This window comes from Roseivivax sp. THAF197b (assembly GCF_009363255.1).
In the GTDB taxonomy this organism is placed as follows: domain Bacteria; phylum Pseudomonadota; class Alphaproteobacteria; order Rhodobacterales; family Rhodobacteraceae; genus Roseivivax.
Genome location: NZ_CP045318.1, coordinates 244,242 through 269,569, shown reverse-complemented (window position 1 = coordinate 269,569; position 25,328 = coordinate 244,242). Strand labels below are relative to the sequence as shown.

Here is a 25,328-nt window from a genome sequence, read left to right as displayed (position 1 = left end):
GCTTACAGCGCCAGGCGCGCGACGGCGAAAAGGCCGGTCGCGGCGAGCGCGTACATCAGGCACGTCATGCCGAGGATCAGGATCTTTTCCCAAACGCCGTGAACGTAATCCTCAATGAGGGTGGTGAAGCCGTCCTTGAAATGGATGCAGGTCACGAGGATCGTCAGCCCCGCCACGATGGCCGGGAAGGGCCGGGCGAAATAGGCGATCACCTCTTCGTAGCTAGACCCCAGGATCGGGCCGAAGGTGAAGACGAAGAGCGGGATGAGGAACATCAGCCCGACGGATTGCACCTTCATGCGCCAGAAGTGCTCGGTCCCGGATTTCGCGCTGCCCCAGCGGTCGGCGCGCTTGCGGTCGGTCAGAAAAGCCATTGTCGCGTGCCCCTCAGATGATGATGACGGTCAGGATGGTCAGGACGACCGAGCCACCGATCACGCCCCAGCCGAGCTTTTCGGCAATGTCGATCTCGAGCCCGATGGCGTAGTCCCAGATCAGGTGCCGGATGCCCGCGAGCGTATGATACCACAGCGCCCAGAGCGACAGGAACAGCACCAGATCACCGAACCAGCTGGTCACGAAACCGTCGGCCACGGCGAAATATTCCGGGCCGGAGGCCGCGGCGATGAACCACCAGACGATCATGAAGATCGCCACGATCAGCGCATTGCCGGTGATCCGGGTCAGGATCGAAGTCATCGAGGTCAGCTGCGGGCGGTAAACCTGCAGATGCGGCGAAAGGGGCCGATTGCCCCGGTTGACGTCTGCCATGGAAAAGTCCTTTCGGGTTCCTTGCGTGCCGTTTTAATGGAATTCACGCCGCTGTCACGGGGCGACGCCTGAAAATGGGCTGGTTTGCCGCGGAATTTCTGCCTTGCCGCACCTATGTGATCACGCGCCCGCGCGTTGTGATCACAGCTTCGGCGCTAACAGGATCGCAGGCGCAGGATCGACCGCGCTGTAGCGCCCGGACCATTCCCGTGCATGCGACCGCTCAACCGCTGCTCAGCTGGTATAATTCCCGCAGATAGCCTTCGAACTCGGTACACATCACGATTGCACGCGCGTCCGGGATGTAGAAGGCATTGATTTCGCCACATGCCTCGACCGACACGGTCAGCGCTTCCGGAAGGCGCAGGTTCTCGTTCAGATAGGCCACTTCTTCCGCGATCAGATCGGCGGTCAAACCGGTGCCTGACAGGATTTGCAGCGTCATTTCAGGCCCGTCCGCGCCGAACACCTCGTCGAGAACCGGGCCCCAGCTTTCCTCTGCGAGGATGAATTCCTCCTCGCAGGTCAGGGCGCGTTCCTCGGGCAGGTCCATATCGGCGGCGAAGTCGTCGCGCCCATCGGGATCGGCGCCATAGAACAGGCAGACCGTGTTGTAGAAGCGCTGCTCGCTTGACCCGTGGACATCCCAGAAGGCAGGCTCGAGCGCCATTTCCTCTTCCCACATTGCCTCCGCGGCGAAGCCCAGCGCGGAATCGTAGGCGAGGTCGAGCGCGCTTTCGGCGTCGAAGATCGAATCGATCAGCAGGATCGAGGCCACGTCGGCCGCATCCTCCTCCTGCCCGAAGACCGGCAGACGCATCACGTCGATGAGGGCATGTCCCATCTCGTGATAGAAAACCGACAGGAGGTTCGCCTCGACGAAGATGTCTTCGTCGGTGATGTCCTGCGCGGCACAGGGTGCGGCGAGGCCCGCGCAGAGAAGTGGCACGATCGGCAAGTGGCGGGTCATGGCGGGCTCCCTCGGGGCAGGTCCGCGAAGCTTGCCACGAACCGCCCCGATTTGGGAACGTCAGACGGGCATCAGGGCCCAATAGTCGAGATCGAGCAGCACGCCCGGCAGGTACTTCCCGTCCGGCCCGCGCAGCTCACCGGCAGCACCGTCCTTGGTCGCCACCAGCCGCAGACGGATCGCGCCGATGCCGGGCCGGTCCGTTTCGGCCACATCCAGAACCTCGGACCAGGCGCGGATCGTGTCGCCCGCGAAACACGGGTTGGCATGGGCACCCGCGTTCAACCCCACGATCATCTGCGCATTGGCGAGCCCGTTGAAGGACAGCGTCCGCGCCATGGAGATCACGTGCCCGCCATAGATCAGCCGCTTGCCGTCTTCGCGCTGCGTGGCGTCGAAATGCACCTTGGCGGTGTTCTGCCAGAGGCGCGTGGCCATCATGTGCTCCGCCTCTTCGATGGTGACGCCGTCGACATGGTCGATCACCTCACCGACCGCGTAATCCCCAAGACGATAGGGCTCCCCGGCCAGCGTGAAGTCATAGCCCGTGAAATCGAGCCCGTCGGGAATGGTCAAATCGGCGGGCGCAAGGGCGGGCTTCAGGTCGGGAACGGTCGTCTCGGGTGCGGGCGCATCGACGTCGCGCTTCTTGACCATGACCCAACGCACGAACTGCATCACGACCTCGTCCGCCTGGTTCAACCCCTCGGTGCGGACCCAGACAACGCCGGTCTTGCCGTTCGAATTCTGCTTGAGGCCGATCACTTCGGAGCGTGACCGCAGCGTGTCGCCCTCATGAACCGGTTTCAGCCAGCGGCCCTCGGCATAGCCCAGATTGGCCCGCGCATTGAGCGAGACATCGGGCACCGACTTGCCGAAGACCACGTGAAAGGCCGCCAGATCGTCGAGCGGGCTTTGCGCCAGCCCGCAGGCCTGCGCGAAGGCGTCCGAGGAATAGAGCGCATGCCGCGCGGGATAGAGCGCGTGGTAAAGCGCCCGCTCCCCGCCCCCCACGGTCCGCGGCACGGCATGGTCGATGACCTGCCCGATGCGGTAATCCTCGAAGAAGAAGCCTGCATTGGTCTTGGGCGGGCGGTTTGCGTCGTCTTTCATGCCTGCGTTCCCGTCACTGTGCGCCAAGCTTCATGTCGGGCGAATAGGTGCCCTCGACCTCTTTCACCACGGCCTGCCCGCAGCGCATCACGCCATTGGCGGAATCGAAGGCGTAGACCGGGTCGCCATGCAGTTCCCATCCCTTGGACAGGGCCTCGGTGACCTTGTGGCAGAAGGCCGAGGTGTCGTCCTCGGTCAGCATGCGGTAGAGTTTCATAGCTATCCCTTGCGTTGGATCAGGACCCGAAGGGCCAGACGCCCAGCCAGGCGTGAATGCCGGTGATGATGACGTACATCACGATGGTGATGACAACGAGCACGATGTCCTTCTTGGCGGGCCCGGGCGCCGGGCGCTCCCAATCGGTCGTGCGGTTGATGACGATGACTTCCACCACGGCCCAGGCCAGAAGGCTGCCGAAGAGGATGATCGCCGCGAGATCGCCGTTGACCAGCAGATGCGCCACGGCCCAGACCTTCACGGCGGTCAGCTGCGGGTGGCGCATGGCGCCGCGCAGTCTCCCGGTCGTGGCGCTCATCCCGTAAAGAAAGACCGCGCCCAGCATCAGCAGGTTGTTCACGTGGACAAGGAAGCCGGGCGGCGTCCAGACGCCGATATAGGGGGCGGAGCGGTAGCCGAAGATCATCGCGGCCAACCCTGCGAGGATGACCACCGCCACGATGCCCTTGCCTGCATTGCCCATGTTTTCGCGCATGTCGGGGGCGAGGCGCTTGAAGAGATGCGCGCCCACCCAAAGCGCGATCCCGAAGATCATCAGAAGCATTGGTTCATCCTTTCGCGATCGCTGCGATCGCCTCTGCTTGTGCCAGCAAGCTCTGCGCCGTGTCTACGTGCAGGTTCTCCACGATCTTGCCATCGACCACGGCGACGCCCTGCCCGCTTGCCTTCGCGGCCTCGTAGGCTTCGATCTGGCGGCGCGCGAGGTCCAGTTCCGCCTCCGAGGGGCCGAACTCGGCATTGGCAATCTCCACCTGCGCGGGATGAATCAGCGTCTTTCCGTCAAAGCCCATGTCGCGGCCCTGTCTGCATTCCGCGGCCAATCCTTCATTGTCCTTGAAGGCGTTATAGACCCCGTCGACGATGGCGATGCCATGCGCCCGTGCGGCCAGCAGGCAGTGACCGAGCGCGGGCAGCATCGCCAGACGGTCCGGTGTCGAGCGCGAGCGCAATTCCTTGGCCAGATCGTTCGTGCCCATGACGAAGCCGTCCAGCAGCGGATGCGCCGCGATGCTGGACGCGTGCAGGATGCCGGTCGGCGTTTCCATCATCGCCCAGAGGCGGGCATTGCCGGTCAGCGTCGAGACCTCGTTGAGCCGGGTGGCGCTGCCGACCTTGGGCACGAGCACGGCATCGGCCTGCATGGTCGCGGCGGCGCGTGCATCCGCCTCGCCCCATTCGGTATCGAGCCCGTTGATCCGCACCATCTTGAAGCGCGCCCCGAAGCCGCCCTTGGCAAGCTCTTCGGCGAGCGTGTCGCGCGCCGAGGCCTTCTCCTCGGGTGAGACCGCGTCTTCGAGGTCGAAGATGATCGCATCGACGGGCAGCCCCCGCGCCTTGTCGATCGCCCGCGGCTTCGAGCCCGGAATATAGAGCACGGAACGGTAGGGACGGCTGATCATGGCGGAGATCCTGTTGCGAAATATAATTGCGCTCAGACCCACCAGTTTTGGACGAAACATTCAAGGAAAAGTTTCCGCAGCGCAGAGAAACCGGCGCAACGGGCATGTCGACCGCCGCATTAACCCGGTCTTGAGGGCTGTTGCGGCAGTGTCACCGGACCGCCCGCGTTCGGGCTGCTCCAGATATTCCGGGGGTTTTCATGCGCCGACTCATTCTTGCCTGTCTTGGCCCTGCTCTAGTCCTTGCCGCCGCCTCCGCCGCCGCGGCAGCGACGCCGCGCTGCGGTCCGCGAGAGACCGTTGTGCAGCGTCTGGCCGATCGCTACGGCGAGTCGCCGCAATCGGTGGGGCTGGCCGCCAATAACCAGATCATCGAGGTGTTCGCGTCGGACGACGGCACGTGGTCGGTCCTGCTGACACGGGCCGACGGCGTGACCTGCCTCATGGCCAGCGGCACCCATTTCGAGACGTTGATGCGGCTGCCGCCCGGACGCCCGGCCTGATCTGCGCGCCCGGTCGCTGCTTGCGATCCGCGCCGATCAGGTCAGCGCATCCCAGATCAGCTTGCTGCCTGTGATCGCCAGAAGCACGTAGGTGATCCCGAAGAAGATCCGCTCCGGCACCAGCCGATGCGCCTTGACGCCAAGCCAGGTGCCCAAAAGCGCGAAGGGGATCAGAAGGCCCGCAAGGATCAGCCCATCACGGGAGAAGATGCCCATCGCCCCGTAAATCCCGACCTTCGACAGGTTCAGCGCCCAGAAGACGAGCACCGTCGTGGCCTGGAATGCGGTCTTCGACAGCCCCCGTCCCAGCAGATACACCGCCGCGACAGGGCCGCCCGCATGGCTGACAAAGCTGGTAAATCCCGCACCGAGGCCTGCGGCAATCCCTGTTTTTGTGCCCATTTCACGCTCGATCCGGATGAGACCCGCCTTCTGCGACCATTGCCATGCGATGAAGGACAGGCAGACAAAGCCGATCACCAGCCGGATCGCATCGGGCGAGGTGAAACCGTAGAACAGTGCGCCCAGCACGCCCCCCGGCAATCCGGCATAGATCAGCAGTCGCGCCTCGGGCCAGGACCATTTGCGCCAATAGGGCGGCAGGGAGGCCACGTCGATCAGCATAAGGAGCGGCAGCATGATCCCGAGCGCGGAGCCCGGATCGAGGGCCACCGCCAGAATCGACGACGCCGCAAAGGCCGCGCCGGAGCCGAACCCGCCCTTCGAGACGCCCGCGAAGATCACCGCGGGCACGCAGATGGCGAAGATCGGCCAGCTCAGAAGCTCCATGGGAATCCCGGAATTGTCGCGTGCCCCGCAGGCTTAGCCGGTTGCGCCCGGCGACAACAGGGCCGTTTCACCCACGGCATTTCTCGCGCTGCAACGCGGCGGGCTTGCGCGAGGCGGCGCGATTGCTTAGGCCATCAGACGAATTTTGACCGAACCGGAGTAGAAATCCATGGCCAGACCCAAGATCGCGCTTATCGGCGCAGGGCAGATCGGTGGCACGCTTGCCCACCTCGCCGCGCTGAAGGAACTGGGCGATGTCGTTCTTTTCGATATTTCCGAGGGCACGCCCGAGGGCAAGGCGCTCGACATTGCCGAGTCGGGTCCCTCCGAAGGCTTCGACGCCACGCTGAAGGGCACGCAGGATTACGCCGATATCGCGGGCGCCGATGTCTGCATCGTCACCGCCGGCGTGCCGCGCAAGCCCGGCATGAGCCGCGACGACCTCCTGGGCATCAACCTCAAGGTCATGAAATCCGTGGGCGAAGGCATCGCCGCCAACGCCCCCGACGCCTTCGTGATCTGCATCACCAACCCGCTCGACGCGATGGTCTGGGCCCTGCGCGAATTCTCCGGCCTGCCGCATGAAAAGGTCTGTGGCATGGCAGGTGTGCTCGATTCGGCGCGCTTCCGTCATTTCCTGTCGCTCGAATTCGGCGTCTCGATGAAGGACGTGACCGCGTTCGTGCTGGGCGGCCATGGCGACACGATGGTGCCGCTGTCGCGCTATTCCACCGTTGCGGGCATCCCGCTGCCCGATCTGGTGAAGATGGGCTGGACCACGCAGGAAAAGCTCGACGCGATCATCCAGCGCACCCGCGACGGCGGCGCCGAGATCGTAGGCCTTCTGAAGACCGGCTCGGCGTTCTATGCCCCCGCCACCTCCGCGATTGAGATGGCCGAGGCCTACCTCAAGGACCAGAAGCGCGTCCTGCCCTGCGCGGCCTATTGTGACGGCGTCTTCGGCCTGAAGAACATGTATGTCGGCGTGCCCACGGTGATCGGTGCCGGCGGCGTCGAGCGCATCGTCGAGATCGAGATGAACAAGGACGAAAAGGCCATGTTCGAGAACTCGGTCAACGCGGTGAAGGGCCTCGTGGACGCCTGCAAGGGCATCGACGAGAGCCTCGCATAAGCCTCGCAAAAGTCCAGGCGACCGACCGAAACACAGCGCGCGTCCCCAGGGGGCGCGCGTTTTTTTATTGCGCAAGAGCGGCGTCGAAAGCCGCGGGCGAGAGGTCCACCGCATCCCCGAACAGGGCCCGGGTCGCCGCTGCGGGATCACATGGCATCGCTTCGATCAGCCCCGCCTCCTGCCAGGCCTGCGCCGTGTCAGCCGGGATCACCCGGATCATGTCGTGCAATGCGAAAGCCGCCGCGGGATCGGATCCCGCATTCTTCACATGCGTCACCTGGGCATGGCGGCAGCGATGCGGTCCCTTTGGCTCGGCATACATGCCAAGCTCCGCATAGCGCATGAGCTTCGCGACCCAATGCCGACGCGTGAGCCCGTCGAAATGGCACAATTTGGCAGATGGGGCCGCGACCTGGTGCGCTGGCGGCTCGCGGCGCGGCTTGTGCAGGCCGAGCTTCAGACCACGTCCCGTGCGCGTGACGCTCTTGCCCCATAGGTGCCCGCAGAACCCTCTGTCGGTGAACTCCGCAACCTCCGGGCCAAGAATGCGCCGGATGCGGCGTCGCGGTCCATCGACCGGCCAGCGCAGCACGCCATCGAAAATCGTGCGGGGGGACGCCCCGGCAATCCAGGCGCGTTCGCCATTGGCGATATGCAGGCTGTCGATGTCAGCGGGCTGCGCCGCGAGTTGCCCCGCGAAATCCTCCGCCGCGAGGAATTCGTCGGCATCGACATGCAACAGCCAGTCGACCTCCATCGTGCGCATCGCATGATCCGCGTTGAACCGCTGCTTGCGATTGAGCTGCGCAGGCTTGACGCGCGCACCGAGTTCATCCCTGTAGAAAGCGGCATCCGCGTCGATCGCTTCGACCCCCGGCACACGACTGATGAGTGCTGCCGCCTCGGGGTCCGGACGATCGAAATAAAGCCGGATCGATCCCGCCCCCATCCGGGCATAATGCGCCACGAAAGCCGCCAGCAGGGCAGGCGGTTCCGCGACGGTTGTGACGACGCCCCAGCGCATGACCTCAGGCCTGCCGCGCGACAGGCGCCGCGGCTTCGGGCATGAGTGCCGCATCGAAGGCGCTGATCGACAGGTCCGTCATGCGCCCGGGAAAGATCCGAGCGATGGATGCGGCAGCGTCTACCCCTGTCGGTACCAACTTACCGATCCGGGTCAGCTGCCGCGCGATCCGGGGCGGCAGAACGCGCAGCCGGTCGTGCAGCGCGAAGATCGGGGCCAGATCGCCGCCGCTTTCGGCGGCAAGCGCGATCTGACGGTCGCGATAGCCATAGAGCGTCCGACCCGGCTTGGACGCAATGCCGTTCAGCGCGTGGCGTTGCAGCTTGAGTGCCCAATGCAGTCGCGTCAGCCCATCGAAGTGACTGACGCGCAGGGTTTGCGCGACGTGAGTTTCCGCGGGCCCGACGCGGGGCCGGTGAATGCCCGCACCGACCTTCTGCCCCACCCGCAACGCGCCCTTGCCCATATCATGCGCAAGAAGGCCGAACCGGGTCAGCGCCGACATATCCGGCCCGCGCACCCGATCAAGGCGGTGTTCATTGGTCATGGGAAGCACGAGGGCCCCGTCGAAAATGCTTTCCGGCGGCGTATCATGCAGGAAGACGCGCTCTCCGTTGGGCACCCAGACGCCCCTGATCTCCGGGGCGATCGTGGCCAGTTCGGGACCGGGATCGGCGTTCAGGAACTCGTCCGCGTCGAGATGAAAGAGCCAGTCCGCAGAGCTTTGCGTCTCGGCGTGATTGGCGTTGATGATCTGACGGCGATTGATCCATTTCGGAAACCGGCGGCCCAGCGCATCGTAGAAATCGGCGTCACAATCGATCAGGGTCACGCGCGGGTCGGTTCCGATCATCGCGCGAAGCTCGGGGTTGGGCGCATCGAGATAGAGATGAACCTGCAAGGCCCCCAGCGCGAGGTGATGCGCGGCAAAGGCCTGCAGCAACTGCGCCGGTTCCCGGACCGTGGCGACCACGCTCCAGCGCGGCGCGGACGCAGGTGGCTGCACCGCGCCCTGCGGTTGGGATGAAGACATTGCCGGAAACCTGTCACTGCTTTTTTGTTTGTCAGACGGTAGGCCGTGGCCTCTTCTGCTGTCAAAACCGTGTCCGCACTTTGCAGGCCGTGTGATGCAGCCCCGCACCGGCAAGACATCCCATCGGATTCGAGACTCTCGCCGTCGACTTGTGATCACACCAAAATATTGCGTGATCACAAATGTCGCTTTTTCGCCCCTGAAGCCCTGACCTGCGGCATTTTCGCTGCAATCCTGCCCGCGACCTCAGGTATAGCAGGATCAAACAAAGCAGAACGGGACGGATGACATGAATATCCACGAGTATCAGGCCAAAGCGCTGCTGCGCAGCTACGGCGCACCGGTCTCGGATGGCCGGGTGGTGCTGCGCGCGGCCGATGCCAAGACCGAAGCCGCGAACCTCGACGGCCCGCTCTGGGTGGTGAAGGCGCAAATCCACGCAGGCGGACGCGGCAAGGGCAGCTTCAAGGAAGCCGATGCCGGCGAAAAGGGCGGCGTGCGGCTCGCCAAGTCGGTCGAAGAGGCCGCCGAGGAAGCCAAGAAGATGCTGGGCAAGACGCTGGTCACGCACCAGACCGGCCCCGCGGGCAAGCAGGTCAACCGCATCTATATCGAAGACGGCTCGGATATCGAGCGCGAGCTTTACCTCGCCCTGCTGGTCGACCGCGTCTCCAGCCGCGTCTCCTTCGTCTGCTCCACCGAGGGCGGCATGGATATCGAGGAAGTCGCGGCCTCCACGCCCGAAAAGATCCTCTCCTTCAGCGTCGATCCGGCGACGGGCTACCAGCCCTTCCACGGCCGTCGTATCGCCTTCGCCCTCGGTCTCTCCGGCGCGCAGGTCAAGCAATGCGTGAAGCTGATGGGCATCCTCTACACCGCGTTCATCGAGCGCGACATGGAGATGCTGGAGATCAACCCGCTGATCGTCATGACCAATGGCGAGCTGAAGGTGCTCGATGCCAAGCTCAGCTTCGACAGCAACGCGCTTTACCGCCAGCCCGACGTGGCCGAGCTGCGCGACGAGACCGAAGAGGACTCGAAGGAACTCGAAGCCTCCAAGTACGACCTGAACTACATCGCCCTCGACGGCGAGATCGGCTGCATGGTCAACGGCGCGGGCCTCGCCATGGCGACGATGGACATCATCAAGCTTTACGGTGCGGAGCCTGCGAACTTCCTGGACGTGGGCGGCGGTGCCACCAAGGAGAAGGTGACCGAGGCGTTCAAGATCATCACCTCGGACGCGAACGTCAAAGGCATCCTGGTGAACATCTTCGGCGGCATCATGCGCTGCGACGTGATCGCGGAAGGCGTGGTCGCCGCGGTCAAGGAAGTGGGCCTCAAAGTGCCGCTCGTCGTCCGCCTCGAAGGCACGAATGTCGAGAAGGGCAAGGAGATCATCAACACCTCCGGCCTCGACGTGATCGCCGCGGATGACCTCAAGGACGGCGCCGAGAAGATCGTGAAGGCGGTGAAAGGGTGAGCCGAGGGGCGGAATACACGCCCTTCCTGATCGGGCTGGGTCTGATCGGTCTGGGGCTGGCCGCGCGCCGTGTCGAGCCTGAGACACTGCGCCTGCCGGAACCGGCCGAGCGGGTCGATCTGCGCAATATCCGCAGCGGCAGCGATGCCGCTCGGGCGGCGCGGGACGGGATCGCAGGCTTCATGCCCCGCAACCTCACGAAATCGCTTGGCCGGACGATGATCCTGATGGGCGCGGCCCTCGTGGCCGTCCGGGCGCTCGACGAACTCGTGGATGATGACACAGCCGAATACTGATCGGCATGCCGGGCCTTCGGGACACCGGCGACAATGAAGGAAGATTGAACGATGGCCGTTCTTATCGATGAAAACACCAAGGTGATTTGCCAGGGCTTCACAGGCTCCCAGGGCACCTTCCATTCCGAACAGGCGATTGCCTACGGCACCAAGATGGTCGGCGGCGTGACCCCCGGCAAAGGCGGGCAGACGCATCTCGACCTGCCGGTCTTCAACTCGGTGCACGAAGCCAAGCACGCAACCGAAGCGAATGCGTCCGTGATCTACGTGCCGCCGCCCTTCGCCGCCGACTCGATCCTCGAGGCGATCGACGCCGAGATGGAGCTCATTGTCTGCATCACCGAGGGCATCCCGGTCCTCGACATGATGAAGGTCAAGCGCGCGCTCGAAGGCTCGTCCTCGAAGCTTATCGGGCCGAACTGTCCCGGTGTCATCACGCCCGATGCCTGCAAGATCGGCATCATGCCGGGCCACATCCACAAGCGTGGCAAGGTGGGCGTCGTGTCCCGCTCCGGCACCCTTACTTATGAAGCCGTGAAGCAGACCACCGATGTGGGCCTCGGCCAGTCGACCTGCGTCGGCATCGGCGGCGACCCGATCAAGGGCACGGAGCATATCGACGTTCTGGAATGGTTCCTTGCCGATGACGAGACCGAGGCCATCATCATGATCGGCGAGATCGGCGGCTCCGCGGAAGAGGACGCAGCGCAGTTCCTGGCCGACGAGAAGAAGAAGGGCCGCTGGAAGCCCACCGCGGGCTTCATCGCGGGCCGCACCGCACCTCCGGGCCGCCGCATGGGCCATGCCGGTGCGATCGTGGCCGGTGGCAAGGGCGGTGCCGAAGACAAGATCGAAGCCATGAACAAGGCGGGCATCGTGGTCGCGGACAGCCCGGCCACACTGGGCGAAGCGGTCCTGTCGGCCATCGACAAGGGCTGAAATAGGGGCTGAGCCCCCGGCCCTTCGGGGCACGCGGCCACGGGCCGCCAGTGAAAACGCATGCGGCCCCGGGTTCTGCCCGGGGCACCTGCACATCCAGGACAAGCCTCGCGACGAGGGCCCACACGGACCTTCTTCCCGATGCTTAGCGATCGGTCGAAAGGATACGAACATGACGGATCAGAGCCCGAACGATACCTTCCGCGCCTCCAGCTTCATGCAGGGGCACAACGCGGAATACCTCGAACAGATGTATGCCCGCTACGCCGCCGATCCTGATGCGGTGGACGAGGCATGGCAGGCCTTCTTCCTGAGCCTCGGCGACGAAGAGGTCGCGGTGAAGAAAGAGGCGGAGGGCCCGTCCTGGGCACGCAAGAACTGGCCGCCCCAACCGCAGGATGACCTGACCGCCGCGCTGACCGGCGAATGGCCCATGCCCATGGTGCCTGCCGAGGCGAAAGGCGCCGCGCAGAAGGTTCAGGCCAAGGCCGAAGCCGAGGGTGTGAAGCTCACCGACGATCAGGTCCAGCGCGCCGTGCTCGACTCGATCCGCGCGCTGATGATCATCCGGGCCTACCGGATCCGCGGCCACCTCGCGGCCAACCTTGACCCCCTCGGCATGCGCGACACGTCCGAGCATCCCGAGCTCGACTACAAGTCCTACGGCTTCACCGAACGCGACCTCGACAGGCCGATCTTCATCGACAACGTGCTGGGGCTCGAGATCGCCTCGCTGCGCGAGATCATCTCGGTGCTGAAGCGGACCTATTGCGGCACCTTCGCGCTGCAATACATGCACATCTCCGATCCCGAGCAATCCGCCTGGCTGAAGGAGCGGATCGAGGGCTACGGCAAGGAAGTGCGCTTCACCCGCGAGGGCCGGAAGGCGATCCTGAACAAGATGGTCGAGGCCGAGGGCTTCGAGAAGTTCCTGCACGTCAAGTACATGGGCACCAAGCGCTTCGGTCTCGATGGCGGCGAAAGCACGATCCCCGCAATGGAGCAGATCATCAAGCGCGGCGGCGCGCTCGGCCTGAAGGAGATCGTCATCGGGATGCCCCACCGCGGCCGTTTGTCGGTGCTCGCCAACGTGATGGGAAAGCCTTATCGCGCGATCTTCAACGAATTCCAGGGCGGCAGCTTCAAGCCCGAGGACGTGGATGGCTCGGGCGATGTGAAATACCATCTCGGCGCCTCGTCCGACCGCGAATTCGACGGCAACGAAGTACACCTGTCGCTGACCGCGAACCCCAGCCACCTCGAGGCGGTGAACCCCGTCGTTCTGGGCAAGGTCCGTGCCAAGCAGGACCAGTTCAAGGACAGCGCCCGCACGCAGGTCCTGCCGATCCTGCTGCACGGCGACGCGGCCTTCGCGGGTCAGGGCGTCGTTGCGGAATGTTTCGCGCTGTCGGGTCTGCGCGGGCACCGCACCGGTGGCACGATCCATATCGTGGTGAACAACCAGATCGGCTTCACCACCGCGCCGCACTTCTCGCGCTCCTCGCCCTATCCGACGGACAACGCGCTGGTCGTGGAGGCCCCGATCTTCCACGTCAACGGCGACGATCCGGAGGCCGTGGTGCATGCCGCCAAGGTCGCGACTGAGTTCCGCCAGAAGTTCGGCAAGGATGTCGTGATCGACATCTTCTGCTACCGCCGGTTCGGCCATAACGAGGGCGACGAGCCCATGTTCACCAACCCGCTCATGTACAAGCAGATCAAGGGTCACAAGACGACCCTGTCGCTGTATACCGAGCGTCTGGTGAAGGACGGTCTGATCCCCGAGGGCGAGATCGAGGACATGAAGGCCGCCTTCCAGAGCTTCCTCAACGAGGAATTCGAGGCGGGCAAGAACTACAAGCCCAACAAGGCCGACTGGCTCGATGGGCGCTGGTCGCATCTCGACCGGCAGAAGCAGGGCAAGTATCAGCGCGGCAAGACCTCCATCGCGCCCGAGACGCTGCAGGCCATCGGGTCCGCGATCACGACGGCGCCGGACGGCTTCCCGGTCCACAAGACCGTGGGCCGCCTGCTGGAGACCCGCAAGAAGATGTTCGAGACCGGCGAGGGCTTCGACTGGGCCACCGCCGAGGCAACCGCGTTCGGCTCGCTTCTGACCGAAGGCTATCCGGTGCGCCTCTCGGGCCAGGATTCGACGCGCGGCACCTTTTCGCAGCGCCATTCGGCCCTGATCGACCAGGAGACTGAGGAGCGATACTACCCGCTGAACCATATCCGCGAAGGCCAGGCGCGCTACGAGGTGATCGACTCGGCGCTGTCGGAATACGCGGTGCTGGGCTTCGAGTATGGCTATTCGCTGGCCGAGCCCAATGCCCTCACCCTCTGGGAGGCGCAGTTCGGCGACTTCGCCAACGGCGCGCAGATCATGTTCGACCAGTTCATCTCGTCGGGCGAAAGCAAGTGGCTGCGGATGTCGGGCCTCGTCTGCCTCTTGCCGCATGGCTATGAGGGCCAGGGGCCGGAGCACTCCTCGGCCCGTCTGGAGCGGATGCTGCAGCTTTGCGGTCAGGACAACTGGATCGTTGCGAATTGCTCGACGCCTGCGAACTACTTCCACATCCTGCGCCGTCAGCTGCACCGGTCCTTCCGCAAGCCGCTCATGCTGATGACGCCGAAGTCGCTGCTGCGCCACAAGATGTGCATTTCGACGGCCGAGGATTTCACCACCGGGTCGTCCTTCCACCGCGTCCTCTGGGACGATGCGGAAAAGGGCAATTCCGACACCGAGCTGAAGCCCGATGCCGAGATCAAGCGCGTCGTGATCTGCTCCGGCAAGGTCTATTTCGACCTGCTGGAGGAGCGCGACAGCCGCGGCATCGACGACATCTACCTGATGCGGGTCGAGCAATTCTATCCGTTCCCGGCCAACTCGATGGTCAAGGAGCTTGAACGCTTCAAGCAGGCCGAAGTCATCTGGTGCCAGGAAGAGCCCAAGAACCAGGGCGGCTGGAGCTTCATCGAGCCCAATATCGAATGGGTCCTGGGCCGCATCGGCGCCGATCATCCGCGTCCGCGCTATGTCGGGCGGGCGACCTCGGCCTCGCCCGCGACCGGCCTTGCCTCCGCGCACAAACAGCAACAACAGGCGCTCGTCGACGAAGCGCTGACGATTGAAGGGAAATAAGCGACATGACCACCGAAGTCCGAGTGCCCACGCTGGGCGAATCCGTGTCCGAGGCGACGGTCGCCACATGGTTCAAGAAGCCCGGCGACAGTGTCGCGGTGGACGAGATGCTGTGCGAGCTGGAGACCGACAAGGTCACCGTCGAGGTGCCCTCCCCCGCGGCAGGCACGCTTGCGGATATCGTTGCCGGTGAAGGCGAGACCGTGGGTGTCGATGCGCTGCTCGCGAACATCTCCGAAGGGGCCGAAAGCGGCAAGGCCGACGAGGGCTCGAAAGAGACCGAGAAGGCCGCCCCGAAAGAGGTCGCGGAAAGCGGCGGCGATCAGGGCGATGCGCAGCGCGACAAGGTCGACGTGATGGTCCCCACCCTGGGCGAGTCCGTCTCGGAGGCCACGGTCTCCACCTGGTTCAAGAAGGTGGGCGACAGCGTCGAGGCGGACGAAACCCTCTGCGAGCTCGAGACGGACAAGGTGTCGGTCGAAGTGCCCGCCCCCTCTGCCGGCACCTTGGCGGAGATCATCGCCGACGAAGGCACCACCGTGGAGGCGAACGGGCATCTCGCCGTGATCGCTAAATCTGCCGCCGGTCAATCGGGCGCATCGAAACCCGCCGCAGGCAAGGCCGATGGCGGCGACGAGGCCGCAGCGCCCAAGGGCGACACGCAATATTCGACCCCTGCCGCCGGCAAGGGCCGCTCGGATGTGGAAGATGCGCCGTCCGCCAAGAAGGCGATGGCCGAAAAAGGCGTGAGCCGCGACCAGGTCCAGGGCACCGGCCGGGACGGTCGCGCGATGAAGTCCGACGTGGACGCCGCGATCGTCGCCGCGAAGTCCGGCGCCGCCGCGCCCGCCCCCGAGACCAAGCAGCCCCCCCGCGCGCCCGTCGCCGCCGAGGACGAGGCCCGCGAAGAGCGGGTGAAGATGACGCGCCTGCGCCAAACCATCGCGCGGCGGCTCAAGGATGCGCAGAACAATGCGGCCATGCTCACCACCTATAACGAGGTGGACATGACCGAGACGATGGCGCTGCGCAGCCAGTACAAGGATCTCTTCGAGAAAAAGCACGGCGTGCGCCTCGGCTTCATGTCCTTCTTCACCAAGGCCTGCTGCCACGCGCTCAAAGAGGTGCCCGAGGTCAATGCGGAGATCGACGGCACCGATATCGTCTACAAGAACTTCGTGCATATGGGCATCGCCGCCGGAACCCCGCAGGGCCTCGTCGTGCCGGTGATCCGGGACGCGGATTCGAAGTCGTTTGCCGAGATCGAGGCGGACATCGCCGACAAGGGCAAACGCGCGCGGGACGGCAAGCTGTCGATGGCCGAGATGCAGGGGGGCACCTTCACCATCTCGAACGGCGGCGTCTATGGCTCGCTCATGTCCTCGCCCATCCTGAACCCGCCGCAATCGGGCATCCTCGGCATGCACAAGATCCAGGACCGGCCCATGGTGGTGGATGGCGAGATCAAGATCCGCCCGATGATGTATCTGGCGCTGAGCTACGATCACCGGATCGTGGACGGCAAGGGGGCGGTGACGTTCCTTGTGCGCGTGAAGGAGGCGCTCGAGGATCCGCGGCGGTTGTTGATGGATCTGTGAGAATCTTTCAATCGAAAGAGGTGAAGTTGGCGCGGAGCGCACTGGAACTCCGCGCCGAAAAAATGATTGGAAATTACAACGTTGGGCGACTTATTAACAAGACGCGAAAAGTTGCCTTTCAAAAGCGATTGGCTGCGTCGGCAATTCGCGACCATGGCGTTTCGCCGGAGGCCTATATCAGGCGCATTCTTGCCGAAGTTTGTGTCCAAGAACTATCCAGCGGGCAGCATCATTTCTATCGGTCAAAGCTAAACCGTGAAGGCCACTCTATTCTGAGATTGCTCTTCTTATTGCTAAGTGAAATGCGTGCAGACGGGGAAATCGATGATGTTGCGCTCAATCAAATGAAGTCTGATCTTCTCAAAGAAATTAAGGAAGTTGGCTAGTCGACTGATCAACGCAAATGATTGACAACTTATTATACGCCGCCCTCACCGCCCGCCGCGCGTTTCGCCCTGCCGGTTTCACCACCTTGACCGATATTGGGCTCGATCTGCCGCTGGTCTCTCCTTACCAGCTGTCCTGCGGCAATCCGGAGGGGCCGGTGCTCATTTCCTACAACCACATGGACGCGCCCACCGCCCGCGCACATCGCGACCGGATCGCGCAGGATGGCTACCTGCCCGAGATGCTGTTCAATCGGGTGCTGGACCGGGCGCTGGAGATGGCGGGTCTGCAACGTGCCGATCTCTACCTGACCCATGCCTTTCATGCCCTGCCCGAGACGCGGTCGGGTGTGATCCCGAAGCCGTCGGTGATGGAAAGCTTCGAGCGGATCACGCGGCACGAGATCAACGATCGCCCCGTCATCGCGCTGGGTCAGGTGGCGTCGGAATGCTGCGCGGCATTTGACGTGCCGCATCGCAGCGTTCCGCATCTTTCCGCGCGCGGGATGAGTATCGAGGTGAAGGCGCGGCTGCTGGCAGAGGCTTTGTACGAAAAAACCAAGAGGGCCGCATGACCCCCGAACTTACAGCCCTCACCCTCGCCGCATTGCTGCAATGCCTGACCTTCGTGGTCTATGCGATCCGCGCCAATCTCGAACTGGGCCCCGGCTACACGATGTCCGCGCGCGACCGCGAGCCCTCGCGCGAGATGGGAATCAAGACCGCACGCCTGCAACGCGCCATCGCGAATCACTTCGAGGGCCTGATCCTCTTCGGCATCGCCGTCATGGTGGTGACCTATGCGGATGTGGCGGATGCCTTCACGGCGCTGGCCTCCGCCCTCTACCTCCTCGCGCGCATTCTCTACGTACCCGCCTATTACTTCGGCCTGCGTCCCTGGCGCTCGCTCATCTGGTCGGTGGGTTGGCTCGCCACCGTTTTCATGCTGATCTACGCCCTCTTCTGAGGCGCGACACGTCAACGACACAGAAAAGGAATTCCTCATGGCATCCTACGACGTCATCGTCATCGGCTCCGGCCCCGGCGGCTACGTGGCCGCGATCCGCGCGGCGCAGCTCGGCCTCAAGACCGCTTGCGTCGAAGGCCGCGAGACGCTGGGCGGCACCTGCCTCAACGTGGGCTGCATCCCGTCGAAGGCCCTGCTGCACGCCACGCACCAGCTGCACGAGGCGGAGCACAACTTCGCCAAGATGGGCCTCAAGGGCAAAAGCCCCTCGGTCGATTGGGACCAGATGCAGACCTACAAGGCCGAGACCATCGAGGCCAATACCAAGGGCATCGAGTTCCTGTTCAAGAAGAACAAGGTCGACTGGCTGAAGGGCTGGGGCTCGATCCCCGAGAAGGGCCGCGTGAAGGTCGGCGACGAGACGCATGAGGCCAAGAACATCATCGTCGCCACCGGCTCGGACGTGTCGACCCTGCCCGGCGTCGAGATCGACGAGAAGATCGTCGTCTCCTCCACCGGCGCGCTGTCGCTAGGCAAGATCCCCAAGAAGTTGGTGGTGATCGGCGCGGGCGTGATCGGGCTCGAGATGGGGTCGGTCTATGCCCGTCTCGGTGCAGAGGTGACAGTCGTGGAATATCTCGACGGGATCACGCCCACGATGGATGCCGAGGTGTCGAAGAACTTCCAGAAGATCCTGCAGAAGCAGGGGCTGAAGTTCATCCTCGGCGCTGCCGTGCAAGGGGTCGAGACCACCAAGACCAAGGCCAAGGTCACCTACAAGCTCAAGAAGGATGACAGCGAAGAGACGCTCGATGCGGATGTCGTGCTGGTGGCCACGGGCCGCAAGCCCGTGACCGAAGGGCTGGGGCTCGCCGATCTCGGCGTCGAGATCACCGACCGGGGCTTCGTGAAGACCGACGGGCACTGGAAGACGAATGTGGACGGCATCTATGCCATCGGTGACGCGACCGAGGGTCCGATGCTGGCGCACAAGGCCGAAGACGAAGGCATGGCCGCCGCCGAGGTCATCGCGGGCAAGGCGGGCCACGTCAATTACGGCGTCATCCCGAGCGTGATCTACACCCATCCCGAGGTCTCTGCCGTGGGCAAGACCGAGGAAGAGCTGAAGAAGGACGGCCACGCCTACAAGGTCGGCAAGTTCTCCTTCATGGGCAATGGCCGTGCCAAGGCCAATTTCGCCGCGGACGGCTTCGTGAAGATCCTCGCCGACAAGGAGACCGACCGCATTCTGGGCGCGCATATCATCGGCCCGATGGCGGGCGATCTCATCCACGAGATCTGCGTCGCGATGGAATTCGGCGCGGCGGCCGAGGACGTGGCGCTGACCTGCCACGCGCATCCGACCTATTCGGAAGCCGTGCGCGAAGCGGCACTCGCCTGCGGCGACGGCCCGATCCACATGTAAGACAGAAGGCCCTCCGGTCCCGTGCGCATGCGGGACCGGAGGGCCCGTTGCGCTCATTCAGATCGAGACAGACATTGCGGGGCGGGCAGACAGGATCGCCCAGCTTTTCCGGACCACCTTCACCGCATCCGAGGGCGCGGAGGAAGGTGCCCTGATAGGCGATTTGGCGCAGGACCTGCTGGCCACGACCCCGCCGCAGGATATCCGCGTCTTCTTGGGTATCGAGGCAGGCGCGCTGATCGCCGCTGCAATCTTCACGCGGCTCGCCTATCCCGAGGACAGGCGCCAGGTCTTCCTGTTGTCGCCCATGGCGGTCGTGCCGGATCGGCAAGGCAAGGGCGTCGGGCAGACGCTTCTGCGCGGCGCGCTGGAGGCCCTGACGCGGGACGGTATCGACGCGGCGCTCACCTACGGCGATCCGGCCTATTACGCGCGTGTGGGATTTGCACCGATCACCGCGCAGGAAGCCGCCCCGCCGCTGAGCCTCTCGATGCCCGAAGGCTGGCTCGGCCAGTCGCTGACGGGTGAAGCGGTCTTTCCCCTGCAAGGGCCGTCGCGATCCGCGCCTGCCCTCGATCATGCGGCATTCTGGTAGCGCCTCCGCCACTGGTCCACCGCAGAAAGATCACCGTAGCCCGAGCACCGCGTCCAGATCGTTCTCGTGAATGTCGGTCAGGTGATAGCCCTGCCAGCCCGCGTCCCGCGCCGCCGCGATGTTCTCTTCCAGATCGTCGACCAGGAGGATGTTGCCCGGCGTGACGCCAGTTTCCGCCGCGATGTGGTGAAAGAACCGGGGATCGGGCTTGCGCAGCCCCATCCGCCCCGAGGCGAAGACCGTCTCGACTCGCGTGCCATAGCCCATCTCGTCTTCGATGAAGCGCGCGCGATGGGCCTCATTGTTGGTGGCGATAACCTGACGCATGCCGCGATCCGCCAAGCGGTCGAGCCGCTCCAACATCGCGGGCACCGGGTGGCGATCCTGTTCGAACCAGTAGCGGATCACCGTGTCGGCCCCGTGCGCGTAGCCCACCTTGTCGGCCCAATCCGCGACCGCCGCGCGCAGATCTTCGCGTCCGGTCACGACCGCTTCGAACCGGTCGCCGAAAAAGTGGTCGCGAAAGGATGAGATCGGATGCCCGAGATCGCGCTCGAAATTGTCGGCCCAGATCGCGCGGCCGTCGCGGAAGCCGTCATTCAGGACGCCATCGAAATCCCAGGCGACGAGGTGCAGGTCGTAACGTGTCATGGGTCGCAGATAGCTCACCGAAGGTGAAGCCCAAGGGCGCTTGCGATTTTCGCGATCGAGGCATCGCGACGCGCTGACTGGTCGCGCCCTCGTGGGCGCCCTACACTCCCGCACCGCAGGCCGCTATGCCTACACGCGCAGCCAAACAGATGTTTACGGAACGAGGGTCGCACATGATCACGGCGACAGGAATGCAGAACGCACATACGGGCCACGCCAATCTGGCGGCGCGCGTCGGCGCGAGGCATTGATGCGCTACGACGCCTATGCCCCGCGGATCGCGGAAGCCCGCGCCAAGCCGCAGCTCTGGCGGCTGCTCGTGGGCGTTTTCCTTGCGGCGATCGTGACCATGATGACCTCGCAGATGCTGCTGATGAGCGCGCTCTCGATGGCGGGCGGCGACTTCGCGCAGACGATCCTTGGCGGCACATCCCCGGGCGGCCTTCTGGTTCTGCTTTTTGCCATGGGCACCATGGCCCTCGGGGCGCTGATCGCGGCCCGGGTGATGCATGACCGCGGCCCCGAAAGCGTCATTGGTCCCTGGGACCAGACAATCCGGCAGGGCCTGCGCGTGCTGGTGGCGGTGGGTGCGGTACAGGCGCTGATGCTGGTGCTGCTGAGCTGGGGCGTGACCGGGGAGATGTCGCTCAACGTGCCCGTGGGCCTTTGGCTCACGCTATTGCCCCTCGGGCTGGCCGGGGTGCTGGTTCAGACCGGCGCGGAGGAGGTGCTCTTTCGCGGTTACCTGCAAAGCCAGCTTGCCGCACGCTTCCGCTCGCCTTTGTTCTGGATCGGCCCGCAGGCGGTGCTCTTTGCCATGGGGCATTACGCGGCAGGCACGTTCGGCTCGAATGCGTTGGGGATCGCGCTCTGGGCGGGGTTGTTCGGCGTTCTGGCCGGGGATCTGACCGCACGATCCGGCACGCTCGGTCCGGCCATTGCGCTGCATTTCACCAATAACGTGCTGGCGATCCTGGTGGTTTCGCTCGATGGGGTGTTGTCGGGGCTGTCGCTCTTCACCCTCCCCTTTTCGGCCAGCGACGAGGATGTCATCGCGGCGGCCCTGCCCGTGGATTTCGCGGGCCTGATCGTGGCCTGGCTTGCGGCGCGGGTGGCCCTGAGGGTGTAACCGCCCCCCGGCGCGCGCGATTGCAATTCCTCTGCACGCGGCATAAGTCGGTCACATCCGACGCAGCGTCAGAGCCGTTTTATGAACTGGATTACCAACTACGTCCGCCCGCGCATCAACTCCATCTTCTCGCGCCGCGAAGTGCCCGAGAACCTTTGGACCAAGTGCGATGAATGCGGCACCATGCTGTTCCACCGGGAACTGACGGACAATCTGCATGTCTGCGCCACCTGCGGCCATCACATGCAGATCACGCCGCGCGCGCGGTTCAGGGCGCTGTTCGACAACGGCATCTTCTCCGAGGTCAAGGTGCCGGAGCCGGTCGCCGATCCGCTGCATTTCCGCGATCAGAAGAAATATCCCGACCGGATGCGCGCCGCCCAGAAAAGCACGGGCGAGAAGGAGGCCATGCTGGTCGCCTCGGGCGAGATGGGCCGCACGCCCATCGTCGCGGCCGCGCAGGACTTTTCGTTCATGGGCGGCTCCATGGGGATGTATGTCGGCAACGCGATCATCGCCGCGGCCGAAGAGGCCCTGCGCCTCCACCGTCCATTGGTGCTGTTCTCGGCCGCTGGCGGCGCGCGCATGCAGGAAGGCATCCTGTCGCTGATGCAGATGCCCCGCACGACCGTCGCGATCCAGATGCTGCGCGAGGCGGGCCTGCCCTACATCGTCGTGCTGACCCATCCCACCACGGGCGGCGTCACGGCCTCCTACGCGATGCTGGGCGATATCCAGATCGCGGAGCCCAACGCGCTGATCTGCTTCGCGGGCCCCCGCGTGATCGAGCAGACCATCCGCGAGAAACTGCCCGAAGGTTTCCAGCGCGCGGAATACCTGCTGGAGCATGGCATGCTCGACCGGGTGACCGACCGGCGGCAACTCCGCGAAGAGCTAGTGACGATTCTGCGCATGCTGATGCAGCAACCGCCGCCGATCTGGGGGGAATTGCCCCCACCTGCCGAACCGGTGACGGATGACGCCCCCGACTTGGCAGAGCCCGCGCAAGACGACACCAAGGCATGATCGCCAGTCGGACGGGTCACGACCCGCGGACAAGACAGACATGACCGAGGTTCATTCCGACGCCATCCTCGAGCGGATGCTGGCGCTGCATCCGAAGTACATGGATCTGGTTCTGGACCGGGTCTGGGCCCTGCTTGAAAAACTGGGCCATCCGGAGCGGTCGCTGCCGCCCGTGATCCACCTTGCGGGCACCAACGGCAAGGGATCGACGCAGGCCATGATCCGCGCAGGACTGGAGGCCGAGGGGCACCGCGTCCACGCCTACACATCACCCCATCTTGCCCGGTTTCACGAACGCATCCGTCTTGCGGGCACTCTCATCTCGGAGCCGGATCTGACCGCGCTGCTCGACGAGGTCTACGCGATCAATGACGGCACGCCGATCACCTATTTCGAGATCACGACCTGCGCGGCCCTTCTGGCCTTCGCCCGGACGCCCGCGGATTACGTGCTGCTCGAGACCGGCCTCGGCGGCAGGCTCGATGCGACGAACGTGATCGAACGGCCTGCGCTGACGGTCATCACGCCTGTGTCCATGGATCACGAGACCTATCTCGGCGACACGTTGCCCAAGATCGCAGGCGAAAAGGCAGGCATCCTGAAGCGCGGCGTTCCGTGCGTCGTGGGCCCGCAGGCGCCCGAGGGGCTGGAGGTGATCGAGGATCGCGCGGCCCGGCTCGGCGCGCCGCTTCTGGCCCACGGGCAGCACTGGCATGTGGCCGAGGAGCATGGTCGCCTTGTCTTTCAGGACGAACGCGGCCTTCTGGACCTGCCCCGCCCGAACCTGCCGGGACGCCATCAGTTCGACAATGCGGGCGCGGCGCTCGCCGCCCTGCGGCAACTGGACTGCGGCGAGGCGGCGTTCGAGGCCGCGGTCACCCGTGCCGAATGGCCCGCGCGGATGCAGCGGTTGCGCAGCGGACCGCTCGTGGACGCTGCGGGCGGGGCGGAGCTGTGGCTCGATGGCGGGCATAATCCGGCAGCCGGTGCCGCGCTGGCCGAGCATCTGTCGACCCTGCCCGCCAAGCCGACCTATTTGATCTGCGGGATGCTCAACACCAAGGATGCGACCGGCTACATGCGCGCCTTTGACGGGCAGGTCCGAGCGCTTCATGCCGTGGCGATTCCGGGCGAGACGAATACGCTCAGCGCGGAGGACACCGCTGCCGCCGCACGGCGCGCGGGCCTGCAGGCAGAGACCGCGGTCAGCCCAAGCGACGCGATCGCCACGATCCTGCGGGAGACGCCCGAGCCGCGCATCCTGATCTGCGGCTCGCTCTATCTGGCGGGCAACATACTGCGGGATCACGGCTGAGACACCAGACCTCGCGCGAATCACTATAGATTGACCCGCAGGCGCGATCTCCTCTAAATGGTGTGGAGTTTTCTGCGGGCGATGTACGCCCCAAGAGGTGTGGTTGATGCGTGTGTCCCGTCTGGTTGCGTTCTGGTTCGGTATCCTGGGGTTCGGATTGCCCATGAATGCCACCGCGCAGGACGCCGGATTGACGCCGACCCTGTCGCGCCTCGACACCCAGATCGCGGGGCTTCCGATCACGGTCGCCCGGAACGGTCCGGCCTGCCCGCCCGCCTGCCTGCAACCGATGGAAGCCGCGCCCGGGGTCACCCCCATGGGTGAGGCGGAGCTGGTGGCGTTCCTCGCCGGTCCCGCCGCCGAGATGCAGGGCATCGTCGTCGATGCGCGCAGTCCCGAAGACCATGCGCAGGGCACGCTGCCGGGTGCGATCAGCCTGCCGGGGGCCACGCTACGCAGCGACAATCCCTACCGCGCGGAGCTGCTGGCCGCACTTGGCCTGGCACCGGGGCGCAGCCCGGAGCATGCGCTGGTGGTGTTCGGTCAAGGGCCGCTCGATCCCGCGCCGGTGGCGGCGCTGCGCGCGCTCTACGAGGCGGGGTATCCCCAGGAAAAGCTGCATTACTATCGCGGCGGCCTCGACGTGTGGACGGCCCTTGGGCTGACCGTTGGACCGGGGAGCTGAGATGATCCGCATCGCGCTCTACACGCTGGGTTTCCTGACGATCACGGGCCTCCTGATCGCGCTACAACCCGGCGCGAGCCCCACGGCCCGCGAGCAGGCAGGTGCCCCGACGGAGGCGCAAGGACTGGCAACAGCAATGCCGTCCGCCCGCGTCCCGAGCGACCTTTCGGAGGGTGTTTCGGCGCCGACAGGCACGGCGCTTGAAGCGGATATGGTCACGCGCAACGACGCCGTCTTTCCGGGCATTGACCTCTCCGACCAACCGCGCCCCGGTTCGGACGATCTGCGAAGCCTGACCTGGGCAAGCATCGCGCGGATCAACGCCGCCACGGGGCGGAGTGTCGCGCCGGGTCAGCCCGGCAGCCTGCTGCATGCCGTGGTGCAGAAATCGCTGGCCGGACGTGGTGCCACCTTGCCCGCAACCGACAGCACCGACACAGGTGGCGCGGCCGAGCTCTATACCGTCGCGCCCGGCGACAGCCTCGTCAGCATCGCACAATCCGTCTATGGCGATGCGAACATGACCGGGCCGCTCTATGCCGCGAATGCCGATCAGCTGACCTATCCGCGCGATCTGCAGGCGGGCCAGGTGCTGCGCCTGCCCTCCAGATAGGCAATCTGAGCCACAACCTATTGATATTATGACCGCTGACAAAAACGATGTCTTGACGGCGCCACTATATGTTGACGCAGCCGAAATAATCGCGCTATGAT

At 64.7% G+C, this 25,328-nt stretch carries 28 protein-coding genes; 17 read left to right on the top strand and 11 right to left on the bottom strand.

Features of this window, described 5'->3' with window-relative positions; genetic code table 11:
* Positions 1 to 2: 2 nt before the first annotated feature.
* The 7 genes from sdhD to FIV09_RS01360 all read right to left on the bottom strand — a co-directional run bounded on the left by sdhD (position 3) and on the right by FIV09_RS01360 (position 4,492).
* Positions 3 to 374: a succinate dehydrogenase, hydrophobic membrane anchor protein gene (sdhD, locus tag FIV09_RS01390; protein WP_152448307.1), complete on the bottom strand. Its 372-nt coding sequence runs from the start codon at positions 372 to 374 to the stop codon at positions 3 to 5.
* A 13-nt stretch (positions 375 to 387) separates the two neighbouring features.
* The gene (sdhC, locus tag FIV09_RS01385) at positions 388 to 771 is read right to left on the bottom strand and encodes a succinate dehydrogenase, cytochrome b556 subunit (protein WP_152448306.1); all 384 of its coding nucleotides are present in this window, start codon (positions 769 to 771) and stop codon (positions 388 to 390) included.
* Between the two features lie 223 nt (positions 772 to 994).
* A complete protein-coding gene (locus FIV09_RS01380) occupies positions 995 to 1,741 on the bottom strand; it encodes a DUF4344 domain-containing metallopeptidase (RefSeq protein WP_152448305.1) in 747 nt (248 codons plus the stop codon).
* A gap of 60 nt (positions 1,742 to 1,801) precedes the next feature.
* Positions 1,802 to 2,854 (bottom strand): MaoC family dehydratase, encoded by a 1,053-nt coding sequence (locus FIV09_RS01375; RefSeq protein WP_152448304.1) that lies wholly within the window; start codon positions 2,852 to 2,854, stop codon positions 1,802 to 1,804.
* A gap of 13 nt (positions 2,855 to 2,867) precedes the next feature.
* Positions 2,868 to 3,071, bottom strand: coding sequence for a DUF1737 domain-containing protein (locus tag FIV09_RS01370; protein WP_152448303.1), 204 nt, complete (start codon positions 3,069 to 3,071; stop codon positions 2,868 to 2,870).
* Between the two features lie 19 nt (positions 3,072 to 3,090).
* Complete coding sequence (locus FIV09_RS01365; protein ID WP_152448302.1) at positions 3,091 to 3,636, bottom strand: NnrU family protein; 546 nt, start codon at positions 3,634 to 3,636, stop codon at positions 3,091 to 3,093.
* 4 nt (positions 3,637 to 3,640) lie between these two features.
* Complete coding sequence (locus FIV09_RS01360) at positions 3,641 to 4,492, bottom strand: CoA ester lyase (protein WP_152448301.1); 852 nt, start codon at positions 4,490 to 4,492, stop codon at positions 3,641 to 3,643.
* 200 nt (positions 4,493 to 4,692) lie between these two features.
* On the opposite strand from FIV09_RS01360, the gene FIV09_RS01355 reads away from it, so the two are divergent.
* A complete protein-coding gene (locus FIV09_RS01355) occupies positions 4,693 to 4,995 on the top strand; it encodes a hypothetical protein (RefSeq protein WP_152448300.1) in 303 nt (100 codons plus the stop codon).
* A gap of 36 nt (positions 4,996 to 5,031) precedes the next feature.
* Here the strand turns inward: FIV09_RS01355 and FIV09_RS01350 are convergent, their stop codons facing one another.
* A complete protein-coding gene (locus FIV09_RS01350; RefSeq protein ID WP_152448299.1) occupies positions 5,032 to 5,784 on the bottom strand; it encodes a sulfite exporter TauE/SafE family protein in 753 nt (250 codons plus the stop codon).
* Positions 5,785 to 5,953: 169 nt separating this feature from the next.
* Between FIV09_RS01350 and mdh the strand changes: the two genes are divergently transcribed.
* Positions 5,954 to 6,916: a malate dehydrogenase gene (gene mdh, locus FIV09_RS01345; protein WP_152448298.1), complete on the top strand. Its 963-nt coding sequence runs from the start codon at positions 5,954 to 5,956 to the stop codon at positions 6,914 to 6,916.
* A gap of 64 nt (positions 6,917 to 6,980) precedes the next feature.
* On the opposite strand, the gene FIV09_RS01340 is transcribed toward mdh, so the two are convergent.
* Together FIV09_RS01340 and FIV09_RS01335 are read right to left on the bottom strand one after the other, a co-directional pair.
* The gene (locus FIV09_RS01340) at positions 6,981 to 7,940 is read right to left on the bottom strand and encodes a glycosyltransferase family 2 protein (protein WP_172975596.1); all 960 of its coding nucleotides are present in this window, start codon (positions 7,938 to 7,940) and stop codon (positions 6,981 to 6,983) included.
* 4 nt (positions 7,941 to 7,944) lie between these two features.
* Complete coding sequence (locus tag FIV09_RS01335) at positions 7,945 to 8,973, bottom strand: glycosyltransferase family 2 protein (RefSeq protein ID WP_152448296.1); 1,029 nt, start codon at positions 8,971 to 8,973, stop codon at positions 7,945 to 7,947.
* 289 nt (positions 8,974 to 9,262) lie between these two features.
* Between FIV09_RS01335 and sucC the strand changes: the two genes are divergently transcribed.
* The 10 genes from sucC to FIV09_RS01285 all read left to right on the top strand — a co-directional run bounded on the left by sucC (position 9,263) and on the right by FIV09_RS01285 (position 19,808).
* The gene (gene sucC, locus FIV09_RS01330) at positions 9,263 to 10,456 is read left to right on the top strand and encodes an ADP-forming succinate--CoA ligase subunit beta (protein ID WP_152448295.1); all 1,194 of its coding nucleotides are present in this window, start codon (positions 9,263 to 9,265) and stop codon (positions 10,454 to 10,456) included.
* On the top strand, positions 10,453 to 10,752 hold the full coding sequence (locus tag FIV09_RS01325; protein WP_254702283.1) for a hypothetical protein: 300 nt from the start codon (positions 10,453 to 10,455) through the stop codon (positions 10,750 to 10,752). The genes sucC and FIV09_RS01325 overlap by 4 nt, the downstream gene beginning before the upstream one ends.
* A gap of 51 nt (positions 10,753 to 10,803) precedes the next feature.
* Positions 10,804 to 11,691 carry a succinate--CoA ligase subunit alpha gene (gene sucD / locus FIV09_RS01320; RefSeq protein WP_152448294.1) on the top strand — a complete coding sequence of 296 codons (888 nt, stop codon included), beginning with the start codon at positions 10,804 to 10,806 and terminating at the stop codon, positions 11,689 to 11,691.
* A gap of 172 nt (positions 11,692 to 11,863) precedes the next feature.
* Positions 11,864 to 14,836, top strand: a complete 2,973-nt coding sequence (locus FIV09_RS01315; protein WP_152448293.1) for a 2-oxoglutarate dehydrogenase E1 component — start codon at positions 11,864 to 11,866, stop codon at positions 14,834 to 14,836.
* A 5-nt stretch (positions 14,837 to 14,841) separates the two neighbouring features.
* A complete protein-coding gene (gene odhB, locus FIV09_RS01310) occupies positions 14,842 to 16,434 on the top strand; it encodes a 2-oxoglutarate dehydrogenase complex dihydrolipoyllysine-residue succinyltransferase (protein WP_152448292.1) in 1,593 nt (530 codons plus the stop codon).
* A 26-nt stretch (positions 16,435 to 16,460) separates the two neighbouring features.
* Positions 16,461 to 16,820 (top strand): hypothetical protein, encoded by a 360-nt coding sequence (locus FIV09_RS01305; RefSeq protein WP_152448291.1) that lies wholly within the window; start codon positions 16,461 to 16,463, stop codon positions 16,818 to 16,820.
* An 86-nt stretch (positions 16,821 to 16,906) separates the two neighbouring features.
* Entirely contained in the window at positions 16,907 to 17,395 is a 489-nt protein-coding gene (locus FIV09_RS01300; protein ID WP_216646961.1) for a hypothetical protein, read from the top strand.
* Entirely contained in the window at positions 17,392 to 17,787 is a 396-nt protein-coding gene (locus FIV09_RS01295; RefSeq protein WP_152448289.1) for an MAPEG family protein, read from the top strand. The genes FIV09_RS01300 and FIV09_RS01295 overlap by 4 nt, the downstream gene beginning before the upstream one ends.
* Positions 17,788 to 17,824: 37 nt before the next feature.
* On the top strand, positions 17,825 to 19,213 hold the full coding sequence (lpdA, locus tag FIV09_RS01290) for a dihydrolipoyl dehydrogenase (RefSeq protein WP_152448288.1): 1,389 nt from the start codon (positions 17,825 to 17,827) through the stop codon (positions 19,211 to 19,213).
* Positions 19,146 to 19,808 carry a GNAT family N-acetyltransferase gene (locus FIV09_RS01285; RefSeq protein ID WP_371417762.1) on the top strand — a complete coding sequence of 221 codons (663 nt, stop codon included), beginning with the start codon at positions 19,146 to 19,148 and terminating at the stop codon, positions 19,806 to 19,808. Before lpdA ends, FIV09_RS01285 begins: the two co-directional genes overlap by 68 nt.
* A gap of 30 nt (positions 19,809 to 19,838) precedes the next feature.
* On the opposite strand, the gene FIV09_RS01280 is transcribed toward FIV09_RS01285, so the two are convergent.
* On the bottom strand, positions 19,839 to 20,459 hold the full coding sequence (locus FIV09_RS01280) for an HAD family hydrolase (protein ID WP_152448286.1): 621 nt from the start codon (positions 20,457 to 20,459) through the stop codon (positions 19,839 to 19,841).
* 250 nt (positions 20,460 to 20,709) lie between these two features.
* Here FIV09_RS01280 and FIV09_RS01275 point away from each other — a divergent pair, with 250 nt between their 5' ends.
* From FIV09_RS01275 to FIV09_RS01255, 5 genes are all read left to right on the top strand, one after another.
* Positions 20,710 to 21,588 (top strand): CPBP family intramembrane glutamic endopeptidase, encoded by an 879-nt coding sequence (locus tag FIV09_RS01275; protein WP_152455026.1) that lies wholly within the window; start codon positions 20,710 to 20,712, stop codon positions 21,586 to 21,588.
* An 81-nt stretch (positions 21,589 to 21,669) separates the two neighbouring features.
* The gene (gene accD / locus FIV09_RS01270) at positions 21,670 to 22,614 is read left to right on the top strand and encodes an acetyl-CoA carboxylase, carboxyltransferase subunit beta (RefSeq protein WP_152448284.1); all 945 of its coding nucleotides are present in this window, start codon (positions 21,670 to 21,672) and stop codon (positions 22,612 to 22,614) included.
* A gap of 40 nt (positions 22,615 to 22,654) precedes the next feature.
* On the top strand, positions 22,655 to 23,929 hold the full coding sequence (locus FIV09_RS01265) for a folylpolyglutamate synthase/dihydrofolate synthase family protein (RefSeq protein WP_152448283.1): 1,275 nt from the start codon (positions 22,655 to 22,657) through the stop codon (positions 23,927 to 23,929).
* Between the two features lie 106 nt (positions 23,930 to 24,035).
* The gene (locus tag FIV09_RS01260) at positions 24,036 to 24,614 is read left to right on the top strand and encodes a rhodanese-like domain-containing protein (protein WP_152448282.1); all 579 of its coding nucleotides are present in this window, start codon (positions 24,036 to 24,038) and stop codon (positions 24,612 to 24,614) included.
* A 1-nt stretch (position 24,615) separates the two neighbouring features.
* A complete protein-coding gene (locus tag FIV09_RS01255) occupies positions 24,616 to 25,227 on the top strand; it encodes a LysM peptidoglycan-binding domain-containing protein (RefSeq protein WP_152448281.1) in 612 nt (203 codons plus the stop codon).
* Positions 25,228 to 25,328 lie beyond the last annotated feature (101 nt).

Excerpts from the sequence above, each read along its gene's own strand:
- sdhD (WP_152448307.1), bottom strand. The coding sequence starts at position 374 with ATGGCTTTTCTGACCGACCGCAAGCGCGCCGACCGCTGGGGCAGCGCG.
- sdhC (WP_152448306.1), bottom strand. The coding sequence starts at position 771 with ATGGCAGACGTCAACCGGGGCAATCGGCCCCTTTCGCCGCATCTGCAG.
- FIV09_RS01380 (WP_152448305.1), bottom strand. The coding sequence starts at position 1,741 with ATGACCCGCCACTTGCCGATCGTGCCACTTCTCTGCGCGGGCCTCGCC.
- FIV09_RS01375 (WP_152448304.1), bottom strand. The coding sequence starts at position 2,854 with ATGAAAGACGACGCAAACCGCCCGCCCAAGACCAATGCAGGCTTCTTC.
- FIV09_RS01370 (WP_152448303.1), bottom strand. The coding sequence starts at position 3,071 with ATGAAACTCTACCGCATGCTGACCGAGGACGACACCTCGGCCTTCTGC.
- FIV09_RS01365 (WP_152448302.1), bottom strand. The coding sequence starts at position 3,636 with ATGCTTCTGATGATCTTCGGGATCGCGCTTTGGGTGGGCGCGCATCTC.
- FIV09_RS01360 (WP_152448301.1), bottom strand. The coding sequence starts at position 4,492 with ATGATCAGCCGTCCCTACCGTTCCGTGCTCTATATTCCGGGCTCGAAG.
- FIV09_RS01355 (WP_152448300.1), top strand. The coding sequence starts at position 4,693 with ATGCGCCGACTCATTCTTGCCTGTCTTGGCCCTGCTCTAGTCCTTGCC.
- FIV09_RS01350 (WP_152448299.1), bottom strand. The coding sequence starts at position 5,784 with ATGGAGCTTCTGAGCTGGCCGATCTTCGCCATCTGCGTGCCCGCGGTG.
- mdh (WP_152448298.1), top strand. The coding sequence starts at position 5,954 with ATGGCCAGACCCAAGATCGCGCTTATCGGCGCAGGGCAGATCGGTGGC.
- FIV09_RS01340 (WP_172975596.1), bottom strand. The coding sequence starts at position 7,940 with ATGCGCTGGGGCGTCGTCACAACCGTCGCGGAACCGCCTGCCCTGCTG.
- FIV09_RS01335 (WP_152448296.1), bottom strand. The coding sequence starts at position 8,973 with ATGTCTTCATCCCAACCGCAGGGCGCGGTGCAGCCACCTGCGTCCGCG.
- sucC (WP_152448295.1), top strand. The coding sequence starts at position 9,263 with ATGAATATCCACGAGTATCAGGCCAAAGCGCTGCTGCGCAGCTACGGC.
- sucD (WP_152448294.1), top strand. The coding sequence starts at position 10,804 with ATGGCCGTTCTTATCGATGAAAACACCAAGGTGATTTGCCAGGGCTTC.
- FIV09_RS01315 (WP_152448293.1), top strand. The coding sequence starts at position 11,864 with ATGACGGATCAGAGCCCGAACGATACCTTCCGCGCCTCCAGCTTCATG.
- odhB (WP_152448292.1), top strand. The coding sequence starts at position 14,842 with ATGACCACCGAAGTCCGAGTGCCCACGCTGGGCGAATCCGTGTCCGAG.
- FIV09_RS01295 (WP_152448289.1), top strand. The coding sequence starts at position 17,392 with ATGACCCCCGAACTTACAGCCCTCACCCTCGCCGCATTGCTGCAATGC.
- lpdA (WP_152448288.1), top strand. The coding sequence starts at position 17,825 with ATGGCATCCTACGACGTCATCGTCATCGGCTCCGGCCCCGGCGGCTAC.
- FIV09_RS01280 (WP_152448286.1), bottom strand. The coding sequence starts at position 20,459 with ATGACACGTTACGACCTGCACCTCGTCGCCTGGGATTTCGATGGCGTC.
- FIV09_RS01275 (WP_152455026.1), top strand. The coding sequence starts at position 20,710 with ATGCGCTACGACGCCTATGCCCCGCGGATCGCGGAAGCCCGCGCCAAG.
- accD (WP_152448284.1), top strand. The coding sequence starts at position 21,670 with ATGAACTGGATTACCAACTACGTCCGCCCGCGCATCAACTCCATCTTC.
- FIV09_RS01265 (WP_152448283.1), top strand. The coding sequence starts at position 22,655 with ATGACCGAGGTTCATTCCGACGCCATCCTCGAGCGGATGCTGGCGCTG.
- FIV09_RS01260 (WP_152448282.1), top strand. The coding sequence starts at position 24,036 with ATGCGTGTGTCCCGTCTGGTTGCGTTCTGGTTCGGTATCCTGGGGTTC.
- FIV09_RS01255 (WP_152448281.1), top strand. The coding sequence starts at position 24,616 with ATGATCCGCATCGCGCTCTACACGCTGGGTTTCCTGACGATCACGGGC.